The organism is Allochromatium vinosum DSM 180, from assembly GCF_000025485.1.
Taxonomy (GTDB): domain Bacteria; phylum Pseudomonadota; class Gammaproteobacteria; order Chromatiales; family Chromatiaceae; genus Thermochromatium; species Thermochromatium vinosum.
In genome coordinates, this window is record NC_013851.1 from 730,138 (window position 1) to 754,370 (window position 24,233).

Genomic DNA, 24,233 nt, shown 5'->3' on the forward strand with positions numbered 1-24,233 from the left:
CCGTCAGCCAAGCGAGGGGTTGGCCCCAGGGTTCGGGTCGTCGCCGGACACGGGTTCGACAGCGCGGGCCTCCTGCGTGCCGGAGTCCGTCGAGGCGGGCGGCCAGGGCACGAACCCCGATCCGGATCGATCCGGGAGTTCGAGCCGGCCGGCGCAGGGTCGAGGCGCCCGACCCAGGTCGGCGGCGAGCCAATCAGCGGTCGCCAGTCCTTGAGGGATCGGGCTGGCGATGGCCCCAGCCAGTTGTGCCGTGGGCCAGAGTCCGGCGGCGCTCTCGACCAGGCTGGTTACGACCACTTCGATACCCGCCGCTTGGGCGCGGCGCGCCAGTTCCAGCGTGCGGCGCAGACCGCCGAGCGCGGCCGGCTTGAGTACCAGACGCCGCACACCGAACTGTGCCGGATCGGTCCCGGCCAGTCGGCTGGTATCGTGCGTTGCGAATCGGGCTGGTAACGATTCGTCCAGGGCCAGCGGGAAGGGGGCGAGGGCTTGCAGTGCGGCCAGCCGCTCGGGTGTCGGCTCGGTCAGCGGTTCCTCGATCGACTCGATCGGTAGCCGGAGTTGGATCAGGCGTTCGATGAGCCGGCGTGCCTGATCGAAGCTCCAGGCGCCATTGGCGTCCAGGCGCAGGCCGACATCCAGTCCTGCGCCAACCAATGGGGGCCGCATGAGCGCGATCAGGGCGTCCAGGTCGGACGCCGGTGTCTCGACGCCGACCTTGAGTTTGAGCACGCGGAAGCCTTGTGCATGGCGTGTCACGAGATCCTCGCCGCGCACTGTGCCAAGCGGTCCGAGCATGGCGTTGACGCTGATCCGGGCGATGGGGGCTGAGTCGGGCGCGAGCCAATCACGCAGACTCAATCCCTGATGACGGCTGGCCAGATCGGTCAGGGCGCACTCCAGGGCGAAGCGCGCGGCCGGGGTCTCGGATGTATCGCCATCTGCATCCAGAGCGGCCAGGCCTGTCGCGACATCCTGTCCGGGCAGGCTCGCCGTGAGTCGGGCGAGCGCGGCGCCGGCGGCTTCGTGCGTCTCGGTGCCCGCCGCCGGCAGCGGAGCGCAATCACCGTAGCCGGTCAGTCCATCGGCCTCGACCCAGACCAGCCAGCCGCACCGCTGTGCAAATCCGCCGCGCGCGCTGTTCCAGGCGTGGCGTAGCGGCAGTTCATAGGGCCGGAATCCGGCGTGTTCGATCACGCCGTGCCGGGCAGCAGCAGGCTCAGGATCAGCAACCCGACGAGCAGTGCCTGATACTGCGCCGTGCGCGCCAGTTGCGCGTTGAGCGCCGGACCCAGAGCGCCGCGCCACAGCCGCCAGATCAGCAAGGCTGCCGGCGGCAGGGCAGCGAGCAGGGGCCAGAACGCCTGGAGCGGATCGAGCCGCATCAGCAGCGGGATGGGCACGAGCAGCAGCAGGGCATAGAGCACCCTGGCCCGCCCGCGTCCGATCAGGCGGCAGAGCGTGCGCCGCCCGGCCGCCGTGTCGGTTTCGAGATCACGATAGTTGTTGATCAGCAGCACCGCCGAGGCCAGACAGCCGAGCGCCGCTCCGGCGACCAGCACCGAGCCGTCGAGCGTCAGGGTTTGCAGATAGTAGGTGCCGCCGACTGCTGCCACGCCGAAGAAGAGCAGCGCATAGACCTCTCCGAAGGGGCCATAGGCGATCGGACGCGGACCACTGGTATAGGCATAGCCGGCCGCCAAGGACGCCAGCCCGACCAGCAGGATCGGCCAGCCGCCGCGCACCAGCAGCGCCAGGCCGAGCACGAAGGCGAGCGCGAACATGCCATGCGCGGCGTTCTTGACCTGGCGTGCAGTCAGCCAGCCTTGCGCCGTAGCGCGCGGCGGACCGAGCCGTTCGTCCGTGTCGGTGCCGCGCTCGAAGTCGGCGGCGTCGTTATGCAGATTGGTGCCGATCTGGATCGCGACCGCCGCCAGCAGGGTGGCGAGCGCGGTCCAGACGGCCAGGGTGCCGGTCGCGGCGCCGGCCAGCGCGAGACCGGCGATCACAGGCGACAGCGTCAGTGGCAGCGTCTTGGGGCGCGCGGCCAGGAGCCAGCGGACCAGCGGGGAGGGTGTCTGTCGTTCGGGCATGGAGTCAGGGGTCGAGGCGTGAAGCACTGGCATCCGCACTACTCAAGGCCGACGCGGAAAACGGCCGAAGTCGGGTGCGCGCTTTTCGAGGAAGGCATTGCGTCCTTCCTGGCCTTCCTCGGTGGTGTAGAACAGCGCTGTGGCATTGCCGGCCAGTTCCTGGATGCCGGCCAGACCGTCGGTGTCGGCATTGAAGGCGGACTTGAGCACGCGCAGTGCGGTCGGCGACAGGCGGTTCATCTGGCGGCACCAGTCGACCGTCACCGCTTCCAGCTCGGCGAGCGGCACGACCGTGTTGACCAGCCCCATGTCGAGCGCCTCCTGTGCATCGTACTGACGGCACAGGAACCAGATCTCCTTGGCCTTCTTCAGACCCACGGTGCGCGCCATGAGTCCGGCGCCGAAACCGGCGTCGAAGCTGCCCACGCGCGGTCCGGTCTGGCCGAAGCGGGCGTTGTCGGCGGCGATGGTCAGGTCGCAGATCAGATGCAGCACATGGCCGCCGCCGATCGCATAACCCGCGATCATAGCCACCACCGGCTTGGGCAGGGTGCGGATCTGGCGTTGCAGCTCCAGCACGTTCAGATGCTCGACGCCGGCCTCATCCTTGTAGCCCTCGTGGCCACGGATGCGCTGATCGCCGCCCGAGCAGAAGGCCAGCTCGCCCGCGCCCGTGAGGATGATGACGCCGATCTCGGGGTCCATGTGGGCGCGGTGGAAGGCGTCGATCAGCTCGCGCACCGTCTGCGGGCGGAAGGCGTTGCGCACCTCGGGCCGGTTGATGGTGATCTTGGCGATGTGCTCGGCCTGATGGTAGAGGATGTCCTGATAGCGGGCGTCTGCGGGCGCCTCCCAGTGGATGGGACGCGAGTCGGTCTCGGGTCGATTCGCGGTCGATTGCATGGTCTCTGACGCCACCTGGGATGCCTCGCTGTGCATGGAAACTGGGGGCGTCATTTTAGCCGCAAATGGTCCGGGATCGGTGACGGGTTGACGGAAATGGATGCGGGTATAGACTGATGGTATGTATCATCAGGCCGGAGTCGTCCCATGCGTCAAACCGCCAAACTGTTCATGAACGGCCGCAGTCAGGCCGTGCGCCTGCCCGCCGAATTCCGCTTCGATGGCAAGGAGGTCTACATCGAACGGCAGGGGGAGGCTGTCATCCTCAGGCCCAAGGCCAAGGATTGGGGGGAATTCTTTGCTCGCGATCCGGTGATGCCGTCGGATTTCATGTTGGATCGTAAAGACGAACCGCCGCAAGACCGGGAGTTTTTCCATGATCTGGATGCTTGACACCAACATCTGTAGCTATGTGATGCGCGAGCTGCCCGCCAGTGTCAAAGCGTGTTTCTATCAGGTCGGCCCGGAAAATCTCGCCATCTCCACGGTCGTGCTGGCCGAATTGCGTTATGGCGCTGCACGTCATCCGACGCGATCAGCGCTGTATTGCGCTGAAATCGACAATTTCATCAGCCGGCTGGAGGTTTTGCCCTGGACGACGGGAGCAGCCGCGCATTACGCCGAACTACGCACGGTACTGGAACGCCAGGGCCAGCCCATCGGCAACATGGACATGCTCATCGCGGCCCACGCGCTGGCAGAGAACGCGGTGCTGGTCACGCACAACACTCGTGAGTTCGAGCGCGTGCCGGGATTGAAGGTAGAGAACTGGGTGTGATAGGCGCAGCACATGGCGTGCTGTCAGCCGACTTGCGATGATGCGTCAGGCATCGTCACGCCGCACACTGACGGCCCGCCAGAAATCGCGATGGATCTGTCGACTCAGATCGGCGTCGATGACGACCTCGATCAGTCCTGACGGACGGTCCGTCTGCATGGATTCGGTCAAGGCCTGGCGGAACCCGTCGCGATCGGAAACCGAGCGATGGGCCAGCCCGAAGGTTCCTGCCAGGGCTCGCAGGTCGACCGCGACCGGCGTGCGCCACAGCGTCTCGAAGCCGGGCAGCCCATGCTGGGGCAGATAGTCGAAGATGCGCCCGCCGCCGTTGTTGATGACGATGCAGGGCCGTGAGAGCGTGCGCAGTGCCGGCAGTCCGCTGAGATCGTGCAGGAAGGACAGATCACCGAGCAGCCCGGTGGTCGGGAGTCCTCCGGCGTTGAGTCCGGCCAGCGTCGAGGTCTGACCGTCGATGCCGCTCGCGCCGCGATGGCCAAAGACCCTGAGTGGCCGAACGCGACTGCCCGACCAGGTGTCGAGCTGGCGGATCGGCATGGAATTGGCGCACAGCAATCCTTCGCCCTCGGGCACCTGGGCGATGAGATCGCGGATCAGGTGTCCCTCGCACCAGGGCGCCTGATCGAGATACTCGGCGGCGAAGCGCTCCAGACGGCGTTCGGCCTGGAGCCAGCGCGCGAACCAATCCGGGTCCGGTGTGCCGGGTTCCGGATCCGCGTCAGCAAGCCAGACGCAAAAGGCGGCTGGATCGGCGTCGATCTTGAGTCGGACGTCATGATTGGGATCGCTCCAGCCGCGCCCGGCGTCGACCAAAATCGTCGGGACATCCGCCAGCCAGCCCAGCAGTGTTTTGGAGACCGGCGCGCGTCCGAAGCGCAGCACCCAATCCGGCTTGAGTGCGGCAGCGGTCGCTGGATGGCGGAGCAGACTGTCGTAACGGGTGAGACGATGTTCCGAGGCGCAACCGAACCGCAAACCCGACAGCGGATCGCACAGCACGGGTACTTCGAGCCGCATCGCCAGATGCCAGAGCGCCTCCGCGCCATCCGCCGTCCAGTCGCCCGGCCCGCAGCAGATCACACCGCGCCCAGAGCCGTGCGAAATCCGCGCCGACATCCAGTCTGACCGGGGCGGAGTCTGAGGCAGACCCCAGCCCGCCGGACGGGCCGGGCGTCGCGTGCCCATGGTGTCGGACACGGCCGACTCCGTCTGAATCGGTGCGGCCTCGATCCGGCAATCCGGCCCCGGAACCAGCGGTTCACGAAAAGGCAGATTCAGATGCACAGGCCCCGGCCAGTCGCCCTGGCTCTCGACCGCCGCGCGCCGACCCAGTGCCCGCATCAGTTTGACTGCGCCGGGCGAATCCTCGGGCGTACCCGGATCATGGAAAGCGCGCACATGCACGCCGAAGAAACGGGTCTGGTCGATGGTCTGGTTCGCCCCCCAGCCGCGCAGTTCGGGCGGACGATCGGCCGAGAGCAGCACCAGCGGAATCCCGGACTCCGAGGCTTCGATGACCGCCGGAAACCAGTGGGCGAGCGCGCTCCCCGAGGTGCAGACCAGCCCCACCGGACGCCCCGAGGCCCGCGCCACGCCCAGCGCGAAAAAGGCCGCACTGCGCTCGTCGAGGATCGGCGTGACGGTCAGTGCCGGTTGACGCTGAGCCGCCAGCACCAGCGGCGTGGAGCGCGATCCGGGCGAAAGCACCAGATGACGCATTCCACCCTCGACCAGTCCATCGAACAGGGCCAGCGCCCAGCGCAGATTCAGACAGCCCTGATCGGTCATGCGAACTGCAACGCCGTCGACATGGCCGCGAGCTTGTGTTCGGTCTCCTGCCATTCGCTCGCCGGGTCCGAGCCGGCGACGATACCGGCCCCGGCATAGAGATCGGCCGTGCGGTCGAGGATGTGCGCACAGCGCAGCAGTACCCAGAGTTCGCCGGTCAGATCCGGCTCGACGAGGCCGGCCGCGCCCGTATACCAGCCGCGTTCGAGCGGTTCGTTGTGGTTCAGCCAGTCGCGCGCCTCGCGGCGGGGCTGACCATTGGTCGCGGGCGTGGGATGCAGCCGTTCGGCCAGCTCGAACACGTCGACGCCCGGATTCAGCTCGCCGCGCAGGCGGGTCCACAGGTGCTGGGCGTTGTTGAGCTGGAGAATGCTCGGCCCCTCGGCCGGCTCCAGACGGCGACAGCACTGAACGAGCGCCTCGCGGACGGCCTCGACCACCACCCGATGCTCGCGCAGGTTCTTCTCGCAGCTCTGGAGACCGAGCGTGATGGCCGCATCGCGCTCGCTGTCCTCGGCACGGCAGGCGGTGCCGGCGATGGCATCGGCCTCGACCCGGTCGCGGCGCTGGGTGAAGAGTCGTTCGGGCGTGGCCGCGACGAAGCTGGCGGCATGGCGCCGGATGTTGATCACCTGACAGGACGGGAACAGATAGCTCAGCGCCGCATTGAGCCGGTCGAGATCGAAACGCCTGTGGCCCTGGAGCCGTTGCCGGCGGCAGACGACGACCTTTTCGAGCCGCTCCCGATCGATCTCGTCGAGCGCGTTCAGCACCAGCGTGCGCCAGTCGTCGCGATCCGGCGTGCTGCCCAGTGCGTCGAGATGCGCCGGGGTGAGCGGATCGAGCGCCGGACGTCCGAGCAGGGGCACCAGACGGTCGAGCCAGGCGTCCCAGCGTGCCAGCACGTCATCGCGTTCGGCTGGACGCTGGGTGGTCAGCACCAGCGCCGACTGACCGCCATGTGAGATCAACGCCAGCTCTGGCAACCACAGGAGCGCATTGGGCAGATCGTCGCTCGCGGCGGACGTCTCCGGCGTGGCCGCGAAGCCCAGCATCCCGAACCCGTTGAAGCCGGTCTCGTCCGGATCGCACTGCACCCAGTCGGCGCGTAGCCCCTGAGCGATGCGCCGCAGTTCGCTCAGGCGCTCTGGCCCCTGCGCCTGCCATTCGCCGGCGATGCCGTAGCCCGCGCGCAGGTCGCCGCGATGGTTGTGCGCGAAATGAAAGCGCGGTCCGTCGAGATCGGGCGCACTGGTCAGGGGATGCGGCAGTTCGAGGATCAGCGAGACGGGGCCGGTACCCTGGACGAGCGGTAGCAGAGCGAAGGTCTCGCGCAGTCGGGCCTTGAGCTGATCGAGGACTTGGAGCGGTTGCAGCATGAGTCGAGTCGTGGCGGGGCAGGGAATGGGACGAACCCTCTAGGACGCACGGACACCCGCTGGGGTTCCCGCACGTCCAGGGTCGAGACATGAAGCGCGACATCAGGCGGCGCGGTGCGCTACGCGCCGAGCGAACCCCAGAAGCGCTCGATGGCCGCGATGGTTTCGGCCGGCTTCTCCCACTGCGGCATCCCGTTGGTCGGTGTGAGGCGTTCGGCGCGCCAGTTGGACTGACGGGCGAGCAGTCCCGGCAGCTCCTGGAAATCGATATTGGGATCCTTGTCGTAGAGCGCCAGTACCGGCTGGGTCACGCGAGGGTAGAGGCTGTCGCAGGCGCGCGGCGTGAAGAGCTGCCCGGAGAGGAAATAGAGCGGAGCGATCTTGGCCCCCGGCTGATGCGTGGTGGCGTAGGCATAGTCGATCAGCTCGGGCGGGGTCGTGCCGGCAAAGACCTGATTGTAGAAATACTTGATGCTGGAGCGCGTGGTCAGCAGGCCATAGAGCCCGTCGCTGAGTCCGGGGATGCTCAGGAATCGATGGGCACGCTCGGCGGCGGCGCCGGTCGGCAGCCCACGGGTGTTGAAGCCGGTCGGCGAGAGCAGCGCCAGCGAGTTCACGCGCTCCGGCGCATCCGCCGCCGCGATGGCGGCAAACTCACAGCCGAGCGAGTAGGCGATCAGATCGGCCGGTTCCCGCACCACCTCGGCCAGGAACTCGCCGATGACCTGGGCGTAGAGTTCGGGCGAATAGCGGCGCTTGGCCCGCTCGGAGTGTCCGAAGCCGGGCAGGTCGAGCGCATAGACCGCGCGGCTGGCGCGGAAGTGCTCGAACAGGGGTTTCATCTCCATCGCGCTGGGCGCGGCGTTGATGCTGTGGATCAGCACCAGCGGGCGGCCGCCGGCGCTGGTGTCGGCGTAGTAATGGACACGTCCGCCGGCACGGGTCTGGAGATCGTGGCGTGGGGCGTCGACGGCGGCAGGCAGCGGCCGGCCGCGCGTCGCGTGCTTGTCTGGAGGGTTGATCGCGGAGTCCATCGGCTCAATACCTTTGCTCAATCAATCGCGAGATCGGTCAGGGTGGGGCGGCATCGATGGGCGAACCGCCTGGAGCGCTCCAGCGCATCGGGCTGGAGGGACTGGACGGTCGCGCCACTGTCAAACGGGTTGGACGATGCCTTGTCAATCGAAGTTTACAGCGGTCTGGGTCGCTTGTCTGGTGCTGGCCGGCTGTTTCGGCGGTGTCATGCACGAGGCGCCGGGTGTGACTCCAGGCGTGCGGATCGAATGGGGGCAGGCTCGGTCGGCGACCGGCTGTGCCCTGGACTACGCCTGGTATCGTCCGGTCGCGAGTACGCCGGGCGAACTGGTGGTGCTGGCACACGGCTTTCTGCGCGACAAGGCGCGGCTGGCTGGTTTGGCGCGTGCGTTGGCCGAGGCCGGAATTTCGGTGGTGACGGTCGATTTCTGCAATACCCGACCCTGGCGCGGCAACCATGCGCGCAACGGCTTCGATCTGATCGCGGTTGCCGATCGGCTGGAGGCGCGGCGTCTGGTCTATGCCGGTTTCTCGGCGGGCGGACTGGCGGCGCTGGTGGCTGCGCGCAACGATCCGCGCACGCTCGGGGTGCTGACCCTGGATCTGGTCGATGCCCGCGAGCTGGGGCGTCTCATGGTCCAGGGACTCGACCGGCCGGTCATTGGGCTGTTCGGTGAGCCGGCGTCCTGCAATGCCGACAACAATGGCCTGACCACACTGGCGGCGGCGCGACAGGCGCGTATCGAGCGTATCGACGGGGCTAGTCACTGCGACTTCGAGTCTCCGACCGACTGGCTCTGCCGCGCGCTGTGCGAGCCGGATCGCGCGGGGGCGGAGCAGCGCCGCGCCGAGATCCTGGCGCGCTCGGTGACGGCTGTTCGTTCATTGCTGATGGAGTGAACCTGAATGGCCACCGAGCCGATGGTCAGTGCTCAGGGCGTCTGAAACCGCTGCTGACGGTGCTGAGCCTGAGCCGTGGCGAACTCGGTCGCATCGACCTGACCATCGCCGTTGCGGTCGATCGCGCTGAACTCGGGCGCATTGGATAGACCGCGCATGGCATAGCCCTGTTGCGAGCGTTCGGCGATGCGTTGTGCGCGGGCCTGGTAGAACTCGGTTTCGGTCAGGACGCCATTGCCATCCAGATCGAACTCGGTGAATGCGGGAGCCTGCCAGCCCATGCCGCCACCCGGACCCCAGCCACCGCCCGGTGGTTGAGCCGCGACGAGCGGGACGAGACAGGCGCTGAGCGTCAAGGCACCCAGCCAACGAACGAGAGCGGATCGACTGTTCATCGCAACCTCCAAGGTCCAGGCCGACAGGCGGTGTTTGTTGGATCTGAGGCAATTATCGATGCGAATACCCGCGTAAGCGTGCAGTAATTGTGGAATCACGTGGCATTGAAAAGCACGCGCCCAACCCCGTGTCCGTTGCCATGGGTTGGGCGCACCCGGATCAGGCCGACAAGCGCCGATACTTCAGCCGATGCGGCTGATCGGCCTCGTTGCCGAGCCGGCGATGACGGTCGGCCTCGTAGTCGGCATAGTTGCCCTCGAACCAGACCACCTGCGAGTCACCCTCAAACGCCAGGATATGGGTCGCGACACGATCCAGGAACCAGCGATCGTGGCTGATGACCACCGCGCAGCCGGGGAACACCAGCAGCGCCTCTTCCAGCGCGCGCAGCGTCTCGACGTCCAGATCGTTGGTCGGCTCGTCCAGGAGCAGCAGATTGCCGCCGCGCTTGAGCACCTTGGCCAGATGCACCCGGTTGCGTTCACCGCCCGACAGATCGCCGATGCGCTTTTGCTGATCCGTACCCTTGAAGTTGAAGCGCCCGCAGTAGGCGCGCGAGGGCATCTCGTAGCGCCCGACCGTGATGATGTCCGACCCGCCCGAGATCTCTTCCCAAATGGTCTTGTTGTCGTCGAGCGCGTCGCGGCTCTGATCGACATAGGCGATCTCGACCGTCTCGCCGATGCGCAGCTCGCCGGCATCCGGCTGCTCGCGTCCGGTCAGGAGCCGGAACAGCGTGGTCTTGCCCGCGCCGTTGGGACCGATGATGCCGACGATGCCGCCCTTGGGCAGATTGAACGACAGATTCTCGTAGAGCAGATTGTCGCCATAGGCTTTCTTGAGTCCCACCGCCTCGATGACCAGATCACCGAGACGCGGCCCCGGCGGGATATAGATTTCGTTGGTCTCGTTGCGGGCCTGGAATTCCTGCGATTGCAGCTCGTCGAAGCGGGCCAGACGCGCCTTGCTCTTGGCGTGACGGCCCTTGGGGTTGGTGCGCACCCACTCCAATTCCTGCTTCATCGCCTTGATGCGCGCCTGCTCCTGCTTCTGCTCCAGCTCCAGACGCTGTTCCTTCTGATCCAGCCAGGACGAATAATTGCCCTCCCAGGGAATGCCGTGACCACGGTCGAGTTCCAGGATCCAGCCGGCGACATTGTCGAGGAAGTAGCGGTCATGGGTGACGGCCACCACGGTGCCCGGATACTCGTGCAGGAAGCGCTCTAGCCAGGCCACCGATTCGGCGTCGAGATGGTTGGTCGGCTCGTCGAGCAGCAGCATGTCGGGCTTGGACAGCAACAGCCGGCACAGGGCCACGCGCCGCCGCTCGCCACCCGAGAGCTTGGTGACATCCGCGTCCCAGGGCGGCAGACGCAGCGCTTCGGCGGCGACCTCGAGCGTGCGATCCAGATTGTGCCCGTCGGTGGCCTCGATCAGATTCTCGAGTTCGCCCTGCTCTTTGGCCAGTGCGTCGAAGTCGGCGTCCGGCTCCGCGTAAGCGGCATAGACGGCATCGAGCCGATCCAGCGCGGCCTTGATGTGACCGAGTGCTTCCTCGACGTTGCCGCGCACGTCCTTGGTCGGATCGAGCTGCGGCTCCTGGGGCAGATAACCGACCTTGATGCCGGGCTGCGGGCGCGCCTCGCCCTCGATCTCGGTGTCGATCCCGGCCATGATGCGCAGGAGCGAGGACTTGCCCGAACCGTTGAGACCCAGCACGCCGATCTTGGCTCCGGGGAAAAACGACAGTGAGATATCGCGCAGAATGACACGTTTGGGCGGCACGACCTTGCCGACCCGGTTCATCGTGTAGATATATTGAGCCATGGATTCCGTATGAATGTGGTAAACGGCGAAGAGAGACCATTATGCCCCAGATCCTGACCAACTCGACCCTGGACGATCTCAGTCCGGTCCATGACCTGGACAAGGATCAGCGCGCGCGCCTCGCCGCCGGCGGTCAGATCGCCGCCATACCGGCCGGCAAACGGATCACCGCCGTCCAGGAGCATCCCTGGATCGGTTATCTGCTCGCCGGGCAGGTCTGTCTCATTCGCGGCGAGACCAAGGAGATGATCCAGGCCGGCAGTCGTCGCGCCTGCCGGCCGATCTTCTCCGAACACCAGTTGCTCGATCAGGCCGTATTCACGGCCGATTCCGAGCTGTTGCGGCTCGATCGTCAGCTCTACGACAGTCTCAGCGGTCAACAGCGTTGCGCCGTGCCGGGTTCGTTGGAGGAGCTGGATCTGAGCGACGCCGAGGGCGCGCTGCTCGGCACGCTTTATCACGCCTGCAAGCAGGACAAGCTGGCACTGCCCACCTTACCCAAGGTGGCGCGCGCGATCCAGGAGGCCATGCAGGATCCTGACATCACTTCAGCCAGGCTGGCACGCATCGTTCAGGTCGATCTGGCCATCACGGGCGGGCTGATCCGATTGGCCAACAGTGTCGTCTATCGTGGCGTGAAGACCATCCCGGACGTGCGCAACGCCATCATCCGGCTCGGCATGGAGATCACGCGCTCGGCGGTCATGAGCCTGTCGATGCAGCAGTTGTTCCGCACCAAGTCGCCGCTGATGAAACACCGCATGAAGGCCGCCTGGAACCGTAGCGTCCATGTTTCGGCCCTGAGCTATGTGATCGCGCGCCACTGTCCGAAATTCAATCCCGAGCATGCGATGCTCGCCGGACTGGTCCATGACGTGGGTGTGATCCCGATCCTCGACTATGTCAGCCGCAACGAGATTCAGGTCGGCGAGGACGAACTGGAGGCGGCCATCATCAAGCTGCACCGTCTGGTCGGTGAGCTGGTGGTCGGTTACTGGGGGCTGGGGCCTGAGATCACCGAGATCGTGCGCTATTCGGGCGACTGGTATCGCGACGACCAGGACACGCCCAATTACGGCGATATCGTGCGGGTCGCACGGCTCTATCGGCTCAATCAGTCCGAGTCGCGCGGTCCGCTGCCGCGCTATGACGAGGTGCCGGCCTACTACAAGCTCGGGCTGGGCTTCCCGGCCACCGACGGCACGGTCGACGTGATCGCCGAAGCCGGCGAGGAACTGTCGGCCGTCATGGCCATGCTCAAGGGCGACAGGGAGCCCTGAGCCGGCCGCGCCTCACGGGATGACGAGCGTCATGCCCGGCGTCAGCCGATCGGGGTCGTCGAGCCGCGCACGATTGGCCTCGAAGATCGCGCGCCACTGATCGGCGCGACCATAGAAGCGCAGACTGATCGAAGCCAGATTGTCGCTGGGACGGACTTGGTAGAGCGTCCTGTTGGACGTGCCTGACGACTGCAACGTCTCAACGAGCTGAGTCCGGGCCGACTCGCAGTCGCTCAGACGCTGCGCAAGCTCGGTGTGGGCGATGCGCAACGCCTCCAGTGCCTGCAGGCTCTCGGCGAGCCGGCGCTCGGCCTCCATCCGTGCCTGATCGGCACTCTTGCGCGCCAGCGCCGATTCGCGCAGTTTGCCCTCCATGCCCTGAATGCGGTGCTGGAGTTCGTCGAGCTGTTGGCGTGACGGCTCGGGGGCCGTCTCGGCCTCTGCCTCGTGCGTCGGCTGTGACCTCGGCGTCTCCAGCTCAAGCGTGGATGCGGCGTCTTCCGTCGCCGTCATGGGGTCAGATTCGGACTCGGGCACGGACGCCGGCTCCAAGGCCGGCGCCGACCCGACCGCCCCCCCGACCAGAGCGATCAGGAGTATCCAGCGTCCCGGATTCCGTTTCAATATGGATTCGCGTCCAGATGATCGAGTCGGCATCCGGGAGGCTCCTCGCTCCAAGTCGATGACACAGGCGTTCCGGTCGGGGGGGCTTCAGGCGCCGGACTTCACTCAGCCGATCGACGGCAATCCGGCGAGCGCCATGGCGACCTCGTTCTCGGCATAGTCCAGATCCTTGAGCTTGCCGCCCAGATAGTCGGTATAGGCCTGCATGTCGAAGTTGCCGTGACCGCTGAGGTTGAACAGGATGGTCTTGGCCTCGCCGGTCTCGCGGCACTTCTCGGCCTCATGGATGGCCGCGCGCACTGCGTGGTTGGCCTCGGGCGCCGGGATGATGCCCTCGGCCTTGGCGAACTGGAGACCGGCGGCGAAGCATTCGAGCTGGTTGTAGGAGCGCGGCGCGATGAGGCCGAGTTCAGCCAGATGACTGACCTGCGGGGCCATGCCGTGATAGCGCAGGCCGCCGGCGTGGAAACCGGGCGGCACGAAGCTCGATCCCAGCGTGAACATCTTGCACAGCGGGGTGAGATGCGCCGTGTCGCCGAAGTCGTAGGCGAAGCGTCCCTTGGTGAGCGTCGGACAGGCCGATGGTTCGACCGCGATGCACTCGACCTGACGCCCGCCGCGCAGCTGCTCGCCGAGGAAGGGGAAGGCGATGCCGGCGAAGTTGCTGCCGCCGCCGGTGCAGCCGATGACCATGTCCGGATAGGCGTCGGCCATCTCCAGTTGCTTCATGGCCTCCAGACCGATCACGGTCTGGTGCAGGAGCACATGGTTGAGCACGCTGCCGAGGGCGTATTTGGTGTCTTCGCGCTGCGCGGCCAGCTCCACCGCCTCGCTGATGGCGATGCCCAGACTGCCGGTGCTGTCCGGATGCTCGGCGAGCACGGCGCGACCGGACTCGGTGGTGTTACTGGGGCTGGCGATGCACTGGGCGCCAAAGGCCTCCATGAAGGCGCGCCGATAGGGCTTCTGGTTGTAGCTGACCTTGACCATGTAGACCAGGATCTCGATCCCGAACATGGAGCCGGCGAGCGAGAGCGACGAACCCCACTGACCGGCGCCGGTCTCGGTGGTGATGCGCTTGACACCCTCGACCTTGTTGTAGAACGCCTGAGCGATGGCCGAATTGGCCTTGTGGCTGCCGGAGGGGCTGACGCCCTCGTATTTGTAGAAGATCTTGGCCGGGGTCTTGAGCGCCTGCTCCAGACGGCGCGCGCGATAGAGCGGGGATGGACGCCACTGACGCCAGACCTCGCGCACCGGCTCCGGAATCTCGATCTCGCGCTCGGTGCTCATCTCCTGCTCGATGACGCCGCGCGGGAAGATGACTTCCAGCTCCTCGGGCGAGATCGGCTGCTGGGTGCCCGGATGCAGCACCGGATCGAGCGGCTTGGGCAGATCGGCGTTGATGTTGTACCAGAAGCGGGGCAGGTGCTGCTCGTCGAGCAGATATTTGACGGTGTCGTTCATGCGATCGGGTCGTCTCAGATGAGTTGCGATGACGGCCGGCGGTCAACAGGGCCGCCGGTCAGGGTCGACGATGGCCAGTCTGCCAGGGGCTAGCCTTGTCCGGCGCGCTCCAGCAACCAGTGCGTGAGCAGCGCCACCGGGCGTCCGGTGCCACCCTTCTCCTTGCCGGTCAACCAGGTGATACCGGCGATGTCCAGATGCGCCCACCGATATTTCTTGGTGAAGCGCGCGAGGAAGCAGGCGGCGGTGATGGCCCCGCCGTCGCGTCCGCCGACATTGGCCATGTCGGCGAAATTGCTGTCGAGCTGGCTCTGATACTCGTCCCACAGCGGCAGACGCCAGGCGCGATCGCCCGCCGCCTCGCCGGCGGCCAGGAGTTCGGCGGCGAGCCGGTCGTCGGTGGTGAAGAGTCCGGCCGGATGCTTGCCGAGCGCGACCACGCAGGCGCCGGTCAGGGTCGCCAGATCGACGACGATCTCGGGGTCGAAGCGCTCGCAATAGGTCAGGGCATCACAGAGGATGAGCCGCCCCTCGGCGTCGGTGTTGAGGATCTCGATGGTCTGGCCCGAGAGACTGGTGACGATGTCGCCCGGCTTGTTGGCCGCGCCGTCGGGCAGGTTCTCGGAAGCCGGCACCACGCCGATCAGATGGATGGGCAGCTCCAGCTCGCAGGCGGCGCGCAGGGCGCCGATGACCGCCGCGCCGCCGGCCATGTCGTACTTCATCTCGTCCATTTCGGCGGCAGGCTTGAGCGAGATGCCGCCTGCATCGAAGGTCAGTCCCTTGCCGACCAGCACCAGCGGTTTGGTCTCTTTGGACGCGCCGCGATAGTGCATGACGATCAGCTTGGCCGGCTGACGGCTGCCGCGCGAGACCGAGAGCAGGGCGCCCATGCCCAGCTCGGCCATCTGGTCTTCTTCCAGCACCTCGACCTCGAGCTTGGGATACTGCTCACCGAGCGCGCGGGCCTGATCGGCCAGATAGCTCGGGGTGCAGAGGTTGCCGGGCAGGTTGCCGAGTTCGCGCGCCAGCCGGATGCCCTCGGCCATCGCCTGACCATGATGCGCGGCGCGCTCGGCCTGGGCGGCTTCGGACTTCTTGCCGATCCAGAGGTTCAGGCGCTTGAGCGGGGTCTTGGGCGCGCGCGTGTCGTCCTTGGTGCGGCTGTAACGGTAGACTTTGTCCTCGACCGTCACCACGGCATCGCGCACGCTGGTGTAGAGATCGAGCGTATTCGGCAGGGTCTCCGGGAGAGCCAGGGTCGCCTCGCCGGCGCCGCTCTGTTGCAGCAGGGTGGTGGCCGCCGCCAGCGCCTTGCGATAGTTGGCGCGGGTGAAGTCTTTCTTCTTGCCCAGCCCGATCAGGAGCACGCGCTCGGCGGTCACGCCGGGCAGGTCGTAGAGCATCAGCGTCTGGCCGGCCTCGCCCTCGATGTCGCCCTTCTTGAGCAGCCGGCTCAGATGACCGTCGCTGGCCTCGTCGATCCGCTCGGCCGGCCCTGAGAGCTTGCGTTTCTCGAAGATCCCGAGTACCAGACAGGGGGTCTTGTGGGTGGCGAGAGCGCCGGTCTTGATCTTGAACTCCATCATCGGCTCCTGAGGATCGGTCGCGAGGCGAAAGCCCGAAGTTTACAGAAAATAGCCAAGTCGCGCCGGTCGTGGTATGCAATGCCGCCCGAAACAATCAACCTGGACAGGATTTCATGCGGATTCTGGATCGTTATCTGGCCTGGGCGGTGATGAGCGGCACGCTGCTGACGCTCGCCGGACTGCTGCCGCTGATGGGCGTCTTCATCCTGTCGGACGAACTCGACGCCATCGGCACCGAGCGCTACGGTCTGGCCGAGGCCATGCTGTTCACGCTCCTGAGCCTGCCGCGCTATCTCTATCAACTCTTTCCGATCGCGACCCTGATCGGCGCGCTCATCGGCCTGGGCACACTGGCCAGCCGCTCGGAGCTGGTCGCCATGCGCGCGGCCGGAATCTCGGTCGGGCGTCTGGTGCGCGCGGCCCTGCTCGGCGGGCTGGTGCTGGCGACTATCGCCGTGGTGCTCGGCGAACTGGTCGCGCCCATCGCCGAACAGCGTGCCGTCGAACTGCGGCGTCTGGCGCTCTCGGGCGAGGCGGCGCAACTGACGCCCTATGGCTTCTGGGCCATCGACGATGGCGCCTATGTCAACATCCGCGAGATCCGCTCCGGGACCAGTCTGCGTGACATCGACATCTATCGGGTGGATGCCGCCGCCGGCACACTGGAAGCGAGTCACGCCGAGGGCGCGCGCTACGAAGATGGGCGCTGGGTGCTGGAGGGGATCGCCCTCAGCCGTGTCGATGGCGAAGGCGTGCAGGTCGAGCGCGTCGAGCACGCCGAGTGGGATTCGATGCTCGATCCGGGTCTGCTCAAGGTGGTGGTGGCCGACCCGCGCGCGTTGCCGGTGTGGGGACTCTACAAGTACATCCGCTTCATGTCGGTCAACAAGCAGGATGCCAGCGCCTACGAGATCGCCTTCTGGAGCAAGGTGCTGCATCCGGTGCTGACGCTGTCGATGATCCTGATCGCCATCCCGATGCTGCTCGGTTCCTCGCGCAGCACCGGGATGGGCCGGCGGATGCTGGCCGGCATCCTGGTCGGTCTGGTCTACTATCTGGTCAGCCGCACCTTCGCCTATCTGGCGCTGCTGTTCGGGATGAACGCCTTCCTGGCCGCCATCGCCCCGCCCGTGCTCTTCATCGGCGCGGCCATGCTCCTGCTCAGGCGGGTGGGCTGACGTAGGGCACGTCGTGCGTCCCCTACGGCACGCGAACTCAGGCGCTCTTCGGCAGCAGCACGACGCGGGTATTGGACCGGCTGTCGTGCCAGGCCAGGCCCTGACGGTTGAACAGGCTCCACCACAGTCCCAGGCCCGCCGGGATCAGGCTCAGGATCGACCAGACGAAGCGCTTGACGGCGGCATTGACACCGACCGCCTCGCCATCCTGCGCCACGACCTGGAGGCGCCACGCCTTCATGCCCAGCGTCTGACCGCCGTGGGTCCAGAAATAGACATAGAACGCGCCGGTGACCAGCAGCAGATAGAGCTGCTCCAACAGCAGGTAGTGCTTGTGCAACTCTTCACCCGTGATGACGCCATAGGGGACGACGACGAGGCCGACGGCGACCATCAATACGGCGATGAGCAGCAGCACGTCATAGAGGAAAGCGCCGATACGGCGGAAAATAGAAGGCTTCTGAGCTTTCGAGAGGTCGAATGACATGGTCTTCAGTGTTGGTCCACAAGGTTTGAGTGAATTGGCCTCGGATGAGACCGCCAGGGCTGATCGAACCGCGCCCGGACAGCGTCTGACGCACGCCACCCGCGACGCGGTTCAAAGATGAGTATTAAACCATTTCTCTTCAGGCTTTTGCGACGGGTACCGATGCCCTGGATCGCAATCGTCGTCGGTTTGGCGACCGGAATCGCCATCTGGACCGTGCTCGATCAGATTCAGACACGTCAGGTCGACAAGATCTTCGACCAGGAGCTCCAGATTCAGCTCGACTTGCGCGCGAGAGAGAGCCTGATCCGCTTCGATCGCTATCTGTCCAGCTACGGCGCCACGACCCGATTGCTGGCCAACTACCGCAAGCTCTCGGAATATCTCGAACCCCTGTTCTGGTCCGACGACGAGGCGATCGATCCGGTCATCTATAAGGACTTTCGTCCGCAGTGGCTGCCTGACTTCTTCGAGCGCGATGCACTCGCGCCGCCCAGTCATGTGCTCTTGACCGATCCTCATGGGCGCGTGCGCGAGATCTTCCAAGCGGGTTCGGACCCCGTACCGGCGGAGATGGCCATCCAGGTACCGACCCAGTTGCTCGACCGTCACGACATCCGTACCGTGATCGACCGTCTCGGCGAGCGGCTCTATCTGATCACGAGCGATGCGGCCGAGGATGCCGGCGGTTATCACATGGGCTATCTGCTGGTCCTGGTGCCGGTCGACGCGACCTTCCTGGCGGCCTCGCAACGCGGCGTCGATGTCGGGCGCGCCTCGGTGGCCCTGGTCGACAGCGACGAGCAACGCATCCTGGCCAGTCTCGATCCGAGCCTCATCCCCATCGACTCGTTCCTGAGCGACTGGAGCGCGACCCATGTCATCACCTCGCAGTCGCTGCCCGAATACGAGGGTTCGGACTCCAATCTGCTGTTCGCCACCTTCGTGCCCCAGTCGCGCGTGGAACGGATGTCACGGCATGTGCGCATCTTCGAGCGCCGTCAGCGTTTCTATGCCGCCGCCGTGTTCGTGATCGTGTTCACGGGGCTGATCTATCTGGTCTCATCGCGCCTGAACAAGGTGCTCAAGCGCATGACTCGCTTTTCGCAGCGCGCGCTCGGCATCCCGGAACCCGGTTTTCAGCGTGGCGGCAATCAGCTGGTGCTGCTGGAGGACTGGATCCAGCACTTCACTCAGCTGGTGCTCAAGGCGCGTGAGGAGATGAGCCGGCGCCATCAGGCGGCGATGCGCGAGAGCGAGGCGCTCAAGGCGGCCATGATGGAGGCGTCGCTCGACGCCATCGTCACCCTCGATCACAGCGGGCGGGTGATCGAATACAATCCGGCCGCCGAGCGGCTGTTCGGGGTCGGGCGGCCCTTTGCGCTCGGCGCGGTCTTCGTCGAGCGCTTCCTGCCCGATGTCGCCCGACCGGCGTTCAAGCGGCTGCTCGATCGCTCGCGCCATCGTCATCGCGAACCGCTCGGGCGGGGTGAGTTGATCGCGTTGCACGCCGATGGCGCCGAGATTCCGGTCGAGATCTCGATCGCGCCCATCGAGCGGGTCGGCGAGCGGTTCTTCACCCTCTACATCCACGATATCAGCAGCCGCAAGCAGGCCGAGCAGGAGATCAAGAGTCTGGCCCGCTTCGCCAGCGAGAGTCCGCATCCGATCCTGCGCGTCAACGCCGCCGGGCTGATCGTCTATGCCAACAATGCCAGCCGTCCGCTGTTGCGCGCCTGGAACGCCGATCCGGGCGAGCCGTTGCCCGAGGACTGGGGCACGGCGGTCGCCGCTGCCCTGGAGACCGCCCAGCCGCTGGAGCGCGAACTGGAGGCCGGCGGGCAGGTCTATTCACTGTTGCTGGCGCCGATCCGCGATCTCGGGTATGTCAACCTCTATGCGCGCGACATCACGGCCGTGCGCCGCGCCGAGCAGGAGTCGCGTCAGCATCAGGCCGAACTGGTCCATGTCTGTCGGCTGAGCACCATGGGCGAAGTGGCCACCGGCATGGCGCACGAGCTCAACCAGCCGCTCTCGGCGATCGTCAACTATGCCAACGGTTGTGTGCGGCGGTTGCAGGGCGGCCAGGGACAGCCCGAGGAACTGGTCGGGGCCATGAACCAGATCACCGCTCAGGCCAAGCGTGCCAGCGAGATCATCAAGCGTCTGCGCGCCCTGGTCGGCAAGCAGCCGCCGGCGCGCGCCGAGGCCGATCTCAACCATCTGGTGCGTGAGGTGTGCTCCTTCCTGGAGTTCGAGACCAGCCGGGTCGGGGTCGCGATCGAGCTGGAGTTGAGTGCCGAGGCGATTCCGGTCTGTGTCGATCTGGTCCAGGTCGAGCAGGTGCTGCTCAATCTGGTCGGCAACGCGCTCGATGCGCTGGAGGAGCGGCCTGAGTCCGAGCGTCGGCTCCGGATTTGCACCGAGCTGGAAGACGACTGGGCGCAGGTGGCTGTCGCCGACAGCGGGCCTGGGATCGAACCCGAGCACCTGAAGCGTCTCTTCGACCCCTTCGTCACCACCAAGGAGGGCGGCATGGGGATGGGGCTGGCCATCAGCCAGACCATCGTCGAGAATCACGAGGGACGTATCTGGGCCGAGTCCGTGCTGGGGCATGGCTCGACCTTTCATCTGCGCCTGCCGCTTGCGCTACCCGTCCAGGAGGGCGCGGGCACGCGGGCGAACGTGCTGGAACCCATTGATTGAACATGACTGCCGAAGCCAACGCCATTGTATTCATCGTCGACGACGACCAGGCCATGCGCACCTCGCTGCAATGGCTGATCGAGTCGACCGGGATGTCGGTCAAGACCTATGACTCGGCCGATGCCTTCCTGGCCGACTATTATCCCGGCCGTGCCGGCTGCCTGCTGCTGGACGTGCGCATGCCGGGCATGAGCGGTCTGGAGCTGCAAGCCTATCTGGCGCGCGAGGGGTTCCGGATCCCGGTCATCCTCATCACCGGGCATGGCGACGTGGCCATGGCGGTGCGCGCCATGAAAGCCGGAGCCATGGACTTCATCGAAAAGCCCTTCCATGACGAGGATCTGTTGCGCAGCCTCCGCAACGCGCTCGACCATGATCAGAAGACGCGGGCCAATCGTCTGGCGCGTGCCGACATCGCCATGCGTCTGGCCGAGCTGACGCCGCGCGAGCACGAGGTCATGGCCATGGTCACGGACGGCAAGTCGAACAAGGAGATCGCCGCCGCGCTCGGGGTGAGCGCCAAGACGGTCGAGGCGCATCGCGCGCGGGTGATGGAGAAGATGCGCGCCGAGTCGCTGGCCGAGCTGGTGCGCATGGCGCTGATCGCCGCGCCTGAGGCGTTGGTCTGAGTGCCGGGCCGGCGCGCGATCGGTTAGGGTAGCGCATACGAGAGCTGCACCCACAGGGTGCGCTCGTCCACCAGCGGGTAGTCCTCGTCGTAGGTCAGCGCCGGCGCGGGCGATCGGACCGTCTCGCCCAGCAGATTGGTCAACCCGAGGCGCAGATCTAGCCCCTGGGCGCCGACGTTGAACCAGCTGAGCGTGAGCGTCACAGTGTCGTAGCCGGCCAGATCGCTTCGGGAGTCATCGCTCGCGCGCGCGGTCCCCGACATGATTCCAGCGTCCGGCCAGCAACACGTCAGGAGCCAGGTAATAGAACAGGCTCAGGTTGCCCAGCCAGTTCGCGGCCCCCGGAATCGGTCCGCCGGTCTCGTAATTCAGGGTGTCGGCGTAGCTCAGGTTGGCTTGCAGCTTGAACCGGCGTCCAAACGCTTGTAGCCACTCGAGCTCGACGCCTTGCGTGCGCGCTTCGCCGAGGTTCACCCAGCTGCTTCCGCTCGCGGTGATCAGGTCGTACAGCCTGGAGTAGTAGGCCGAAGCGCGCCCGACCGTATCGGCACGCCGGAAGATGTAGGCGAGTTCCGCCGTGCGGGTGGTTTCCGGATCGCGAGCCGTCTCGATCACAGGCAGAAAACTCTGGATATGGCGCTGGAGCAGGGAGGGCGGGAAAAAGGCGCTCGCGACTTGCGCCTTGAGCACATGCTGATCCGTTACGCGCCAGACGGCGGCCAGACGGGGGGAGACATTGTCGCCCACGTCGCTATAGGCGTCATAGCGCACGCCCAGGGTCAGGTCGAGATCGGGGCGGGCAGACCATTGATCCTGGAAAACGACACTCCGGATGGTGCGCGACGCCTCCGGGTCGATGAAGCCGAGTTCGCCTGAGTAACGGCGCATGAACGGCAGCGGTTCCAGGGTGAGCAGGTCTATATTGAAAGCCCACCAGGCATCGAGCATTTTGTCTTCGGCGACACTGACTTCGAAGCGCATCCGGTGATCCGTCCAGCCCTCCCAATCGAGCGCGGCGTCCAGCTGGATGCGGTTCGAATGGGTATGGAGCTTTTGGCGCGAATCCTCCGGCATGATGGCACCGATGCCCAGAGCCGGCAAACCGGCCGGAGCCAGGCGCTGATCGGAATCCAGCCAACCCTCATGCCAATGCACCTTCAACTCGGCACGCGATTGATCGCTCAACGAGAACGCATAGCCGGCCTGAATGACCGACTTCGTCTGTGCGATTCCTTCGTCTCCCCATTGCATGGGACCGGGCAAGATATCGATCGCGCCGAAGAAGGGGTCTTTTTGCGTCGTCTGATATTTTGGACTTTGGACAAAGCATCCTGCCAGCCAGCAAAAATCGTTCGCTCACATACAGTTGGAGTAGACAAGTCCCCTGCAGAGGAGAGCGAACGATGACCACTTCCATGTTGAAAGATAGCCTGGAATCGCTCCAGCATTTCCGTCAACGCCTCTACGAGCACCTTGGCGCGCGCCGTGACGCCAGCCTCAATCTACTCGATAGCCTGTGCGCCAACACTCAGGCGCGTTCGGTGGTCGAGCTGAGTTTGAACCCGGCCTTCGAGCGCGATTACACCAGCCTCTACGCCGCGATCGAGGCGTTCACGCCGGAGCCGACGGCGCGCGATCCGTCCCCGTCGACGGGGTTGTCGGCCTTGGTGTCTGAACAGATTCCGGCGCCTTCGCCAGCGCGTCCATTCTGGCTGTTGGGGGTGGACACCACGCCGAATCCACGCCCGTTCGCCGCGACCTTGGCCGATCGTGGGGTGGTCTACCAGCCCAATCCGGCTCCGGGCAACAAACCGATCGCTGTTGGGCATCACTATTCGGTGGTGGCCGCCTTGCCGGAACGCTCCCGCTGCCATCCTCCGTGGGTCGTACCGCTCCAGGCGCGGCGCGTGGCCAGCAACACCACCGCCACCGCCGTGGCGGCCTCACAGATGGCCGCTGTGCTGGCCGATCCCGCCCAACCCTATGCGACGGCGTTGAGCGTGCAGGTGGCCGACTCCCACTACAGCCACGCGGCGTATCTGCATGCGCTCAGTGCCTTCTCCAATCATGTCGTCATCGCCCGTAGCGCCGGCAACCGCGTCTACTCTCGCGCCCCGCCCGCCACCGACGGCGCGTGCGGGCATCCGATCTGGTATGGCGAGGCCTTTCGCCTCGCCGACCCCGAGACCTGGGGGAGTCCCTGCCAGAGCGCCGAATGGCCTGATCAGACCGCCTCCGGACGGGCCATTCGCCTCACACTGGAGCGCTGGGACGACCTGTTGATGCGCGGACATCGTGACAGCCCGATGCAGGACCACCCCTTCGATGTGGTCCGTTGCCGTGTCTTCGACGCCCAGACCGGGCGCGCGCTCTTCAAGCGCCCACTCTGGCTGATCGTGATGGGCCAACGCCGCGCCGAACTGTCCCTGCAACAGATTGAACAGGCCTACCGCCAACGCTTCGATCTGGAGCACTTCTTCCGCTTCGGCAAACACCCCCTGCTCCTCGATCGCTTTCAAACCCCCGACCTCACCCACGAAGAGCACTGGTGGCCGCTCGTCTGCCTGGCCTATGTCCAGTTATGGCTCGCCGCCCCGCTGGCCAGCGATCTGCCCAGACCTTGGGAGCGTTTCCTCCCCAAACCGCTCGCCGACACCCGCCTCTCACCCGCGCGTGTGCAGCGCGACTTCGCACGCCTTATTCGTCAGATCGGCACACCGGCCCGCGCCACCAAACGCCGGGGTATCTCCCCAGGCCGGGTCACAGGGACGCCAGGCCAGAGACGGGCACGACTCCCGATCGTCTTCAAGCGCCAACCGAGGCTCACCGCGACGGCTTGATCGGATGCATACCACGACACGTTTCAAGAAAGCCTACTGGGCGTCGGGAAGGAGCGTGTTTTTGTCCAAAATCCAGTGATATTGGGCCAGTAAGGAAAAGTCGCCCGCGTTGAAGCGCAGTTGGCCGAAACGATAGCTCTGTCCGTCATCGACGGTTCCGGGTGCGTTCGAGAAGGCGCCGAGACCGAGCGGATACAGACTGTCGGGTCCGGCCTCGATGCCAAGGCCGTGGCTGTCCCAGCCGGCCAGATTCATCAGTCTTGCGCGAGAAACCCCGTCCTTCAGGGCGGGGAGGGATAGCGCACCGCGCGTAGCG

23 protein-coding genes are annotated in these 24,233 nt (G+C 65.8%); 8 read left to right on the forward strand and 15 right to left on the reverse strand.

The genetic code is table 11. The annotated features are described in order from the left end of the window. Positions 1-3: 3 nt before the first annotated feature. The 3 genes from menC to menB are packed head-to-tail and all read right to left on the reverse strand — an operon-like array spanning position 4 to position 2,996. Positions 4-1,197: an o-succinylbenzoate synthase gene (gene menC, locus ALVIN_RS03090; protein ID WP_012969848.1), complete on the reverse strand. Its 1,194-nt coding sequence runs from the start codon at positions 1,195-1,197 to the stop codon at positions 4-6. Continuing rightward, positions 1,194-2,093, reverse strand: a complete 900-nt coding sequence (menA, locus tag ALVIN_RS03095; protein ID WP_012969849.1) for a 1,4-dihydroxy-2-naphthoate octaprenyltransferase — start codon at positions 2,091-2,093, stop codon at positions 1,194-1,196. Before menA ends, menC begins: the two co-directional genes overlap by 4 nt. 42 nt (positions 2,094-2,135) lie before the next feature. Next, positions 2,136-2,996, reverse strand: coding sequence for a 1,4-dihydroxy-2-naphthoyl-CoA synthase (gene menB / locus ALVIN_RS03100; RefSeq protein ID WP_043795497.1), 861 nt, complete (start codon positions 2,994-2,996; stop codon positions 2,136-2,138). A 147-nt stretch (positions 2,997-3,143) separates the two neighbouring features. Here menB and ALVIN_RS03105 point away from each other — a divergent pair, with 147 nt between their 5' ends. Together ALVIN_RS03105 and vapC are read left to right on the forward strand one after the other, a co-directional pair. Then, entirely contained in the window at positions 3,144-3,389 is a 246-nt protein-coding gene (locus tag ALVIN_RS03105) for an AbrB/MazE/SpoVT family DNA-binding domain-containing protein (protein ID WP_012969851.1), read from the forward strand. After that, positions 3,373-3,774 (forward strand): type II toxin-antitoxin system tRNA(fMet)-specific endonuclease VapC, encoded by a 402-nt coding sequence (gene vapC, locus ALVIN_RS03110; protein ID WP_012969852.1) that lies wholly within the window; start codon positions 3,373-3,375, stop codon positions 3,772-3,774. Before ALVIN_RS03105 ends, vapC begins: the two co-directional genes overlap by 17 nt. A 45-nt stretch (positions 3,775-3,819) precedes the next feature. Here vapC and menD read toward each other — a convergent pair whose 3' ends face one another. The 3 genes from menD to ALVIN_RS03125 form a co-directional block, all read right to left on the reverse strand. After that, entirely contained in the window at positions 3,820-5,580 is a 1,761-nt protein-coding gene (menD, locus tag ALVIN_RS03115; RefSeq protein ID WP_012969853.1) for a 2-succinyl-5-enolpyruvyl-6-hydroxy-3-cyclohexene-1-carboxylic-acid synthase, read from the reverse strand. Continuing rightward, positions 5,577-6,959, reverse strand: coding sequence for an isochorismate synthase (locus tag ALVIN_RS03120; RefSeq protein ID WP_012969854.1), 1,383 nt, complete (start codon positions 6,957-6,959; stop codon positions 5,577-5,579). Before ALVIN_RS03120 ends, menD begins: the two co-directional genes overlap by 4 nt. Before the next feature lie 119 nt (positions 6,960-7,078). Beyond that, complete coding sequence (locus ALVIN_RS03125) at positions 7,079-7,993, reverse strand: alpha/beta fold hydrolase (RefSeq protein ID WP_012969855.1); 915 nt, start codon at positions 7,991-7,993, stop codon at positions 7,079-7,081. 136 nt (positions 7,994-8,129) lie between these two features. Here ALVIN_RS03125 and ALVIN_RS03130 point away from each other — a divergent pair, with 136 nt between their 5' ends. Continuing rightward, positions 8,130-8,894, forward strand: coding sequence for an alpha/beta hydrolase family protein (locus tag ALVIN_RS03130; protein WP_012969856.1), 765 nt, complete (start codon positions 8,130-8,132; stop codon positions 8,892-8,894). 32 nt (positions 8,895-8,926) lie between these two features. Here ALVIN_RS03130 and ALVIN_RS03135 read toward each other — a convergent pair whose 3' ends face one another. Next, positions 8,927-9,289 carry an EF-hand domain-containing protein gene (locus ALVIN_RS03135; protein ID WP_012969857.1) on the reverse strand — a complete coding sequence of 121 codons (363 nt, stop codon included), beginning with the start codon at positions 9,287-9,289 and terminating at the stop codon, positions 8,927-8,929. Between the two features lie 160 nt (positions 9,290-9,449). After that, entirely contained in the window at positions 9,450-11,117 is a 1,668-nt protein-coding gene (gene ettA / locus ALVIN_RS03140) for an energy-dependent translational throttle protein EttA (RefSeq protein WP_012969858.1), read from the reverse strand. Positions 11,118-11,158: 41 nt separating this feature from the next. On the opposite strand from ettA, the gene ALVIN_RS03145 reads away from it, so the two are divergent. Next, positions 11,159-12,397 carry an HDOD domain-containing protein gene (locus tag ALVIN_RS03145; protein ID WP_012969859.1) on the forward strand — a complete coding sequence of 413 codons (1,239 nt, stop codon included), beginning with the start codon at positions 11,159-11,161 and terminating at the stop codon, positions 12,395-12,397. A 12-nt stretch (positions 12,398-12,409) separates the two neighbouring features. On the opposite strand, the gene ALVIN_RS03150 is transcribed toward ALVIN_RS03145, so the two are convergent. The 3 genes from ALVIN_RS03150 to ALVIN_RS03160 all read right to left on the reverse strand — a co-directional run bounded on the left by ALVIN_RS03150 (position 12,410) and on the right by ALVIN_RS03160 (position 16,074). After that, a complete protein-coding gene (locus tag ALVIN_RS03150) occupies positions 12,410-13,054 on the reverse strand; it encodes a LysM peptidoglycan-binding domain-containing protein (RefSeq protein WP_012969860.1) in 645 nt (214 codons plus the stop codon). Positions 13,055-13,126: 72 nt separating this feature from the next. After that, positions 13,127-14,488 (reverse strand): TrpB-like pyridoxal phosphate-dependent enzyme, encoded by a 1,362-nt coding sequence (locus tag ALVIN_RS03155; protein WP_012969861.1) that lies wholly within the window; start codon positions 14,486-14,488, stop codon positions 13,127-13,129. A gap of 89 nt (positions 14,489-14,577) precedes the next feature. Then, entirely contained in the window at positions 14,578-16,074 is a 1,497-nt protein-coding gene (locus ALVIN_RS03160) for a leucyl aminopeptidase (RefSeq protein ID WP_012969862.1), read from the reverse strand. Positions 16,075-16,190: 116 nt separating this feature from the next. Between ALVIN_RS03160 and lptG the strand changes: the two genes are divergently transcribed. Continuing rightward, positions 16,191-17,255, forward strand: coding sequence for an LPS export ABC transporter permease LptG (gene lptG / locus ALVIN_RS03165; RefSeq protein WP_012969863.1), 1,065 nt, complete (start codon positions 16,191-16,193; stop codon positions 17,253-17,255). Positions 17,256-17,292: 37 nt separating this feature from the next. Here lptG and ALVIN_RS03170 read toward each other — a convergent pair whose 3' ends face one another. After that, the gene (locus ALVIN_RS03170) at positions 17,293-17,742 is read right to left on the reverse strand and encodes an RDD family protein (protein WP_012969864.1); all 450 of its coding nucleotides are present in this window, start codon (positions 17,740-17,742) and stop codon (positions 17,293-17,295) included. A 162-nt stretch (positions 17,743-17,904) separates the two neighbouring features. Here ALVIN_RS03170 and ALVIN_RS03175 point away from each other — a divergent pair, with 162 nt between their 5' ends. Beyond that, entirely contained in the window at positions 17,905-20,448 is a 2,544-nt protein-coding gene (locus ALVIN_RS03175) for a PAS domain-containing sensor histidine kinase (protein ID WP_012969865.1), read from the forward strand. Positions 20,449-20,450: 2 nt separating this feature from the next. Then, complete coding sequence (locus ALVIN_RS03180) at positions 20,451-21,077, forward strand: response regulator transcription factor (protein WP_012969866.1); 627 nt, start codon at positions 20,451-20,453, stop codon at positions 21,075-21,077. A gap of 23 nt (positions 21,078-21,100) precedes the next feature. On the opposite strand, the gene ALVIN_RS03185 is transcribed toward ALVIN_RS03180, so the two are convergent. Both ALVIN_RS03185 and ALVIN_RS03190 read right to left on the reverse strand, forming a co-directional pair. Continuing rightward, positions 21,101-21,340 (reverse strand): TonB-dependent receptor, encoded by a 240-nt coding sequence (locus tag ALVIN_RS03185; RefSeq protein ID WP_043795499.1) that lies wholly within the window; start codon positions 21,338-21,340, stop codon positions 21,101-21,103. Further along, positions 21,312-22,328 carry a TonB-dependent receptor plug domain-containing protein gene (locus ALVIN_RS03190; RefSeq protein ID WP_043795500.1) on the reverse strand — a complete coding sequence of 339 codons (1,017 nt, stop codon included), beginning with the start codon at positions 22,326-22,328 and terminating at the stop codon, positions 21,312-21,314. The genes ALVIN_RS03185 and ALVIN_RS03190 overlap by 29 nt, the downstream gene beginning before the upstream one ends. Positions 22,329-22,480: 152 nt before the next feature. Here ALVIN_RS03190 and ALVIN_RS03195 point away from each other — a divergent pair, with 152 nt between their 5' ends. Continuing rightward, on the forward strand, positions 22,481-23,917 hold the full coding sequence (locus ALVIN_RS03195) for a transposase (protein WP_012969867.1): 1,437 nt from the start codon (positions 22,481-22,483) through the stop codon (positions 23,915-23,917). 33 nt (positions 23,918-23,950) lie between these two features. Here the strand turns inward: ALVIN_RS03195 and ALVIN_RS17505 are convergent, their stop codons facing one another. After that, positions 23,951-24,172 carry a hypothetical protein gene (locus ALVIN_RS17505; protein ID WP_012969868.1) on the reverse strand — a complete coding sequence of 74 codons (222 nt, stop codon included), beginning with the start codon at positions 24,170-24,172 and terminating at the stop codon, positions 23,951-23,953. Between the last annotated feature and the right edge of the window lie 61 nt (positions 24,173-24,233).

What these genes read in the sequence shown, in the direction of transcription:
- menA (WP_012969849.1), bottom strand. Translation starts at nt 2,093, where the DNA reads ATGCCCGAACGACAGACACCCTCCCCGCTGGTCCGCTGGCTCCTGGCC.
- menB (WP_043795497.1), bottom strand. Translation starts at nt 2,996, where the DNA reads ATGCAATCGACCGCGAATCGACCCGAGACCGACTCGCGTCCCATCCAC.
- ALVIN_RS03105 (WP_012969851.1), top strand. Translation starts at nt 3,144, where the DNA reads ATGCGTCAAACCGCCAAACTGTTCATGAACGGCCGCAGTCAGGCCGTG.
- vapC (WP_012969852.1), top strand. Translation starts at nt 3,373, where the DNA reads ATGATCTGGATGCTTGACACCAACATCTGTAGCTATGTGATGCGCGAG.
- menD (WP_012969853.1), bottom strand. Translation starts at nt 5,580, where the DNA reads ATGACCGATCAGGGCTGTCTGAATCTGCGCTGGGCGCTGGCCCTGTTC.
- ALVIN_RS03120 (WP_012969854.1), bottom strand. Translation starts at nt 6,959, where the DNA reads ATGCTGCAACCGCTCCAAGTCCTCGATCAGCTCAAGGCCCGACTGCGC.
- ALVIN_RS03125 (WP_012969855.1), bottom strand. Translation starts at nt 7,993, where the DNA reads ATGGACTCCGCGATCAACCCTCCAGACAAGCACGCGACGCGCGGCCGG.
- ALVIN_RS03130 (WP_012969856.1), top strand. Translation starts at nt 8,130, where the DNA reads ATGCCTTGTCAATCGAAGTTTACAGCGGTCTGGGTCGCTTGTCTGGTG.
- ALVIN_RS03135 (WP_012969857.1), bottom strand. Translation starts at nt 9,289, where the DNA reads ATGAACAGTCGATCCGCTCTCGTTCGTTGGCTGGGTGCCTTGACGCTC.
- ettA (WP_012969858.1), bottom strand. Translation starts at nt 11,117, where the DNA reads ATGGCTCAATATATCTACACGATGAACCGGGTCGGCAAGGTCGTGCCG.
- ALVIN_RS03145 (WP_012969859.1), top strand. Translation starts at nt 11,159, where the DNA reads ATGCCCCAGATCCTGACCAACTCGACCCTGGACGATCTCAGTCCGGTC.
- ALVIN_RS03150 (WP_012969860.1), bottom strand. Translation starts at nt 13,054, where the DNA reads ATGCCGACTCGATCATCTGGACGCGAATCCATATTGAAACGGAATCCG.
- ALVIN_RS03155 (WP_012969861.1), bottom strand. Translation starts at nt 14,488, where the DNA reads ATGAACGACACCGTCAAATATCTGCTCGACGAGCAGCACCTGCCCCGC.
- ALVIN_RS03160 (WP_012969862.1), bottom strand. Translation starts at nt 16,074, where the DNA reads ATGGAGTTCAAGATCAAGACCGGCGCTCTCGCCACCCACAAGACCCCC.
- lptG (WP_012969863.1), top strand. Translation starts at nt 16,191, where the DNA reads ATGCGGATTCTGGATCGTTATCTGGCCTGGGCGGTGATGAGCGGCACG.
- ALVIN_RS03170 (WP_012969864.1), bottom strand. Translation starts at nt 17,742, where the DNA reads ATGTCATTCGACCTCTCGAAAGCTCAGAAGCCTTCTATTTTCCGCCGT.
- ALVIN_RS03175 (WP_012969865.1), top strand. Translation starts at nt 17,905, where the DNA reads ATGCCCTGGATCGCAATCGTCGTCGGTTTGGCGACCGGAATCGCCATC.
- ALVIN_RS03180 (WP_012969866.1), top strand. Translation starts at nt 20,451, where the DNA reads ATGACTGCCGAAGCCAACGCCATTGTATTCATCGTCGACGACGACCAG.
- ALVIN_RS03185 (WP_043795499.1), bottom strand. Translation starts at nt 21,340, where the DNA reads ATGTCGGGGACCGCGCGCGCGAGCGATGACTCCCGAAGCGATCTGGCC.
- ALVIN_RS03190 (WP_043795500.1), bottom strand. Translation starts at nt 22,328, where the DNA reads ATGCAATGGGGAGACGAAGGAATCGCACAGACGAAGTCGGTCATTCAG.
- ALVIN_RS03195 (WP_012969867.1), top strand. Translation starts at nt 22,481, where the DNA reads ATGACCACTTCCATGTTGAAAGATAGCCTGGAATCGCTCCAGCATTTC.
- ALVIN_RS17505 (WP_012969868.1), bottom strand. Translation starts at nt 24,172, where the DNA reads ATGAATCTGGCCGGCTGGGACAGCCACGGCCTTGGCATCGAGGCCGGA.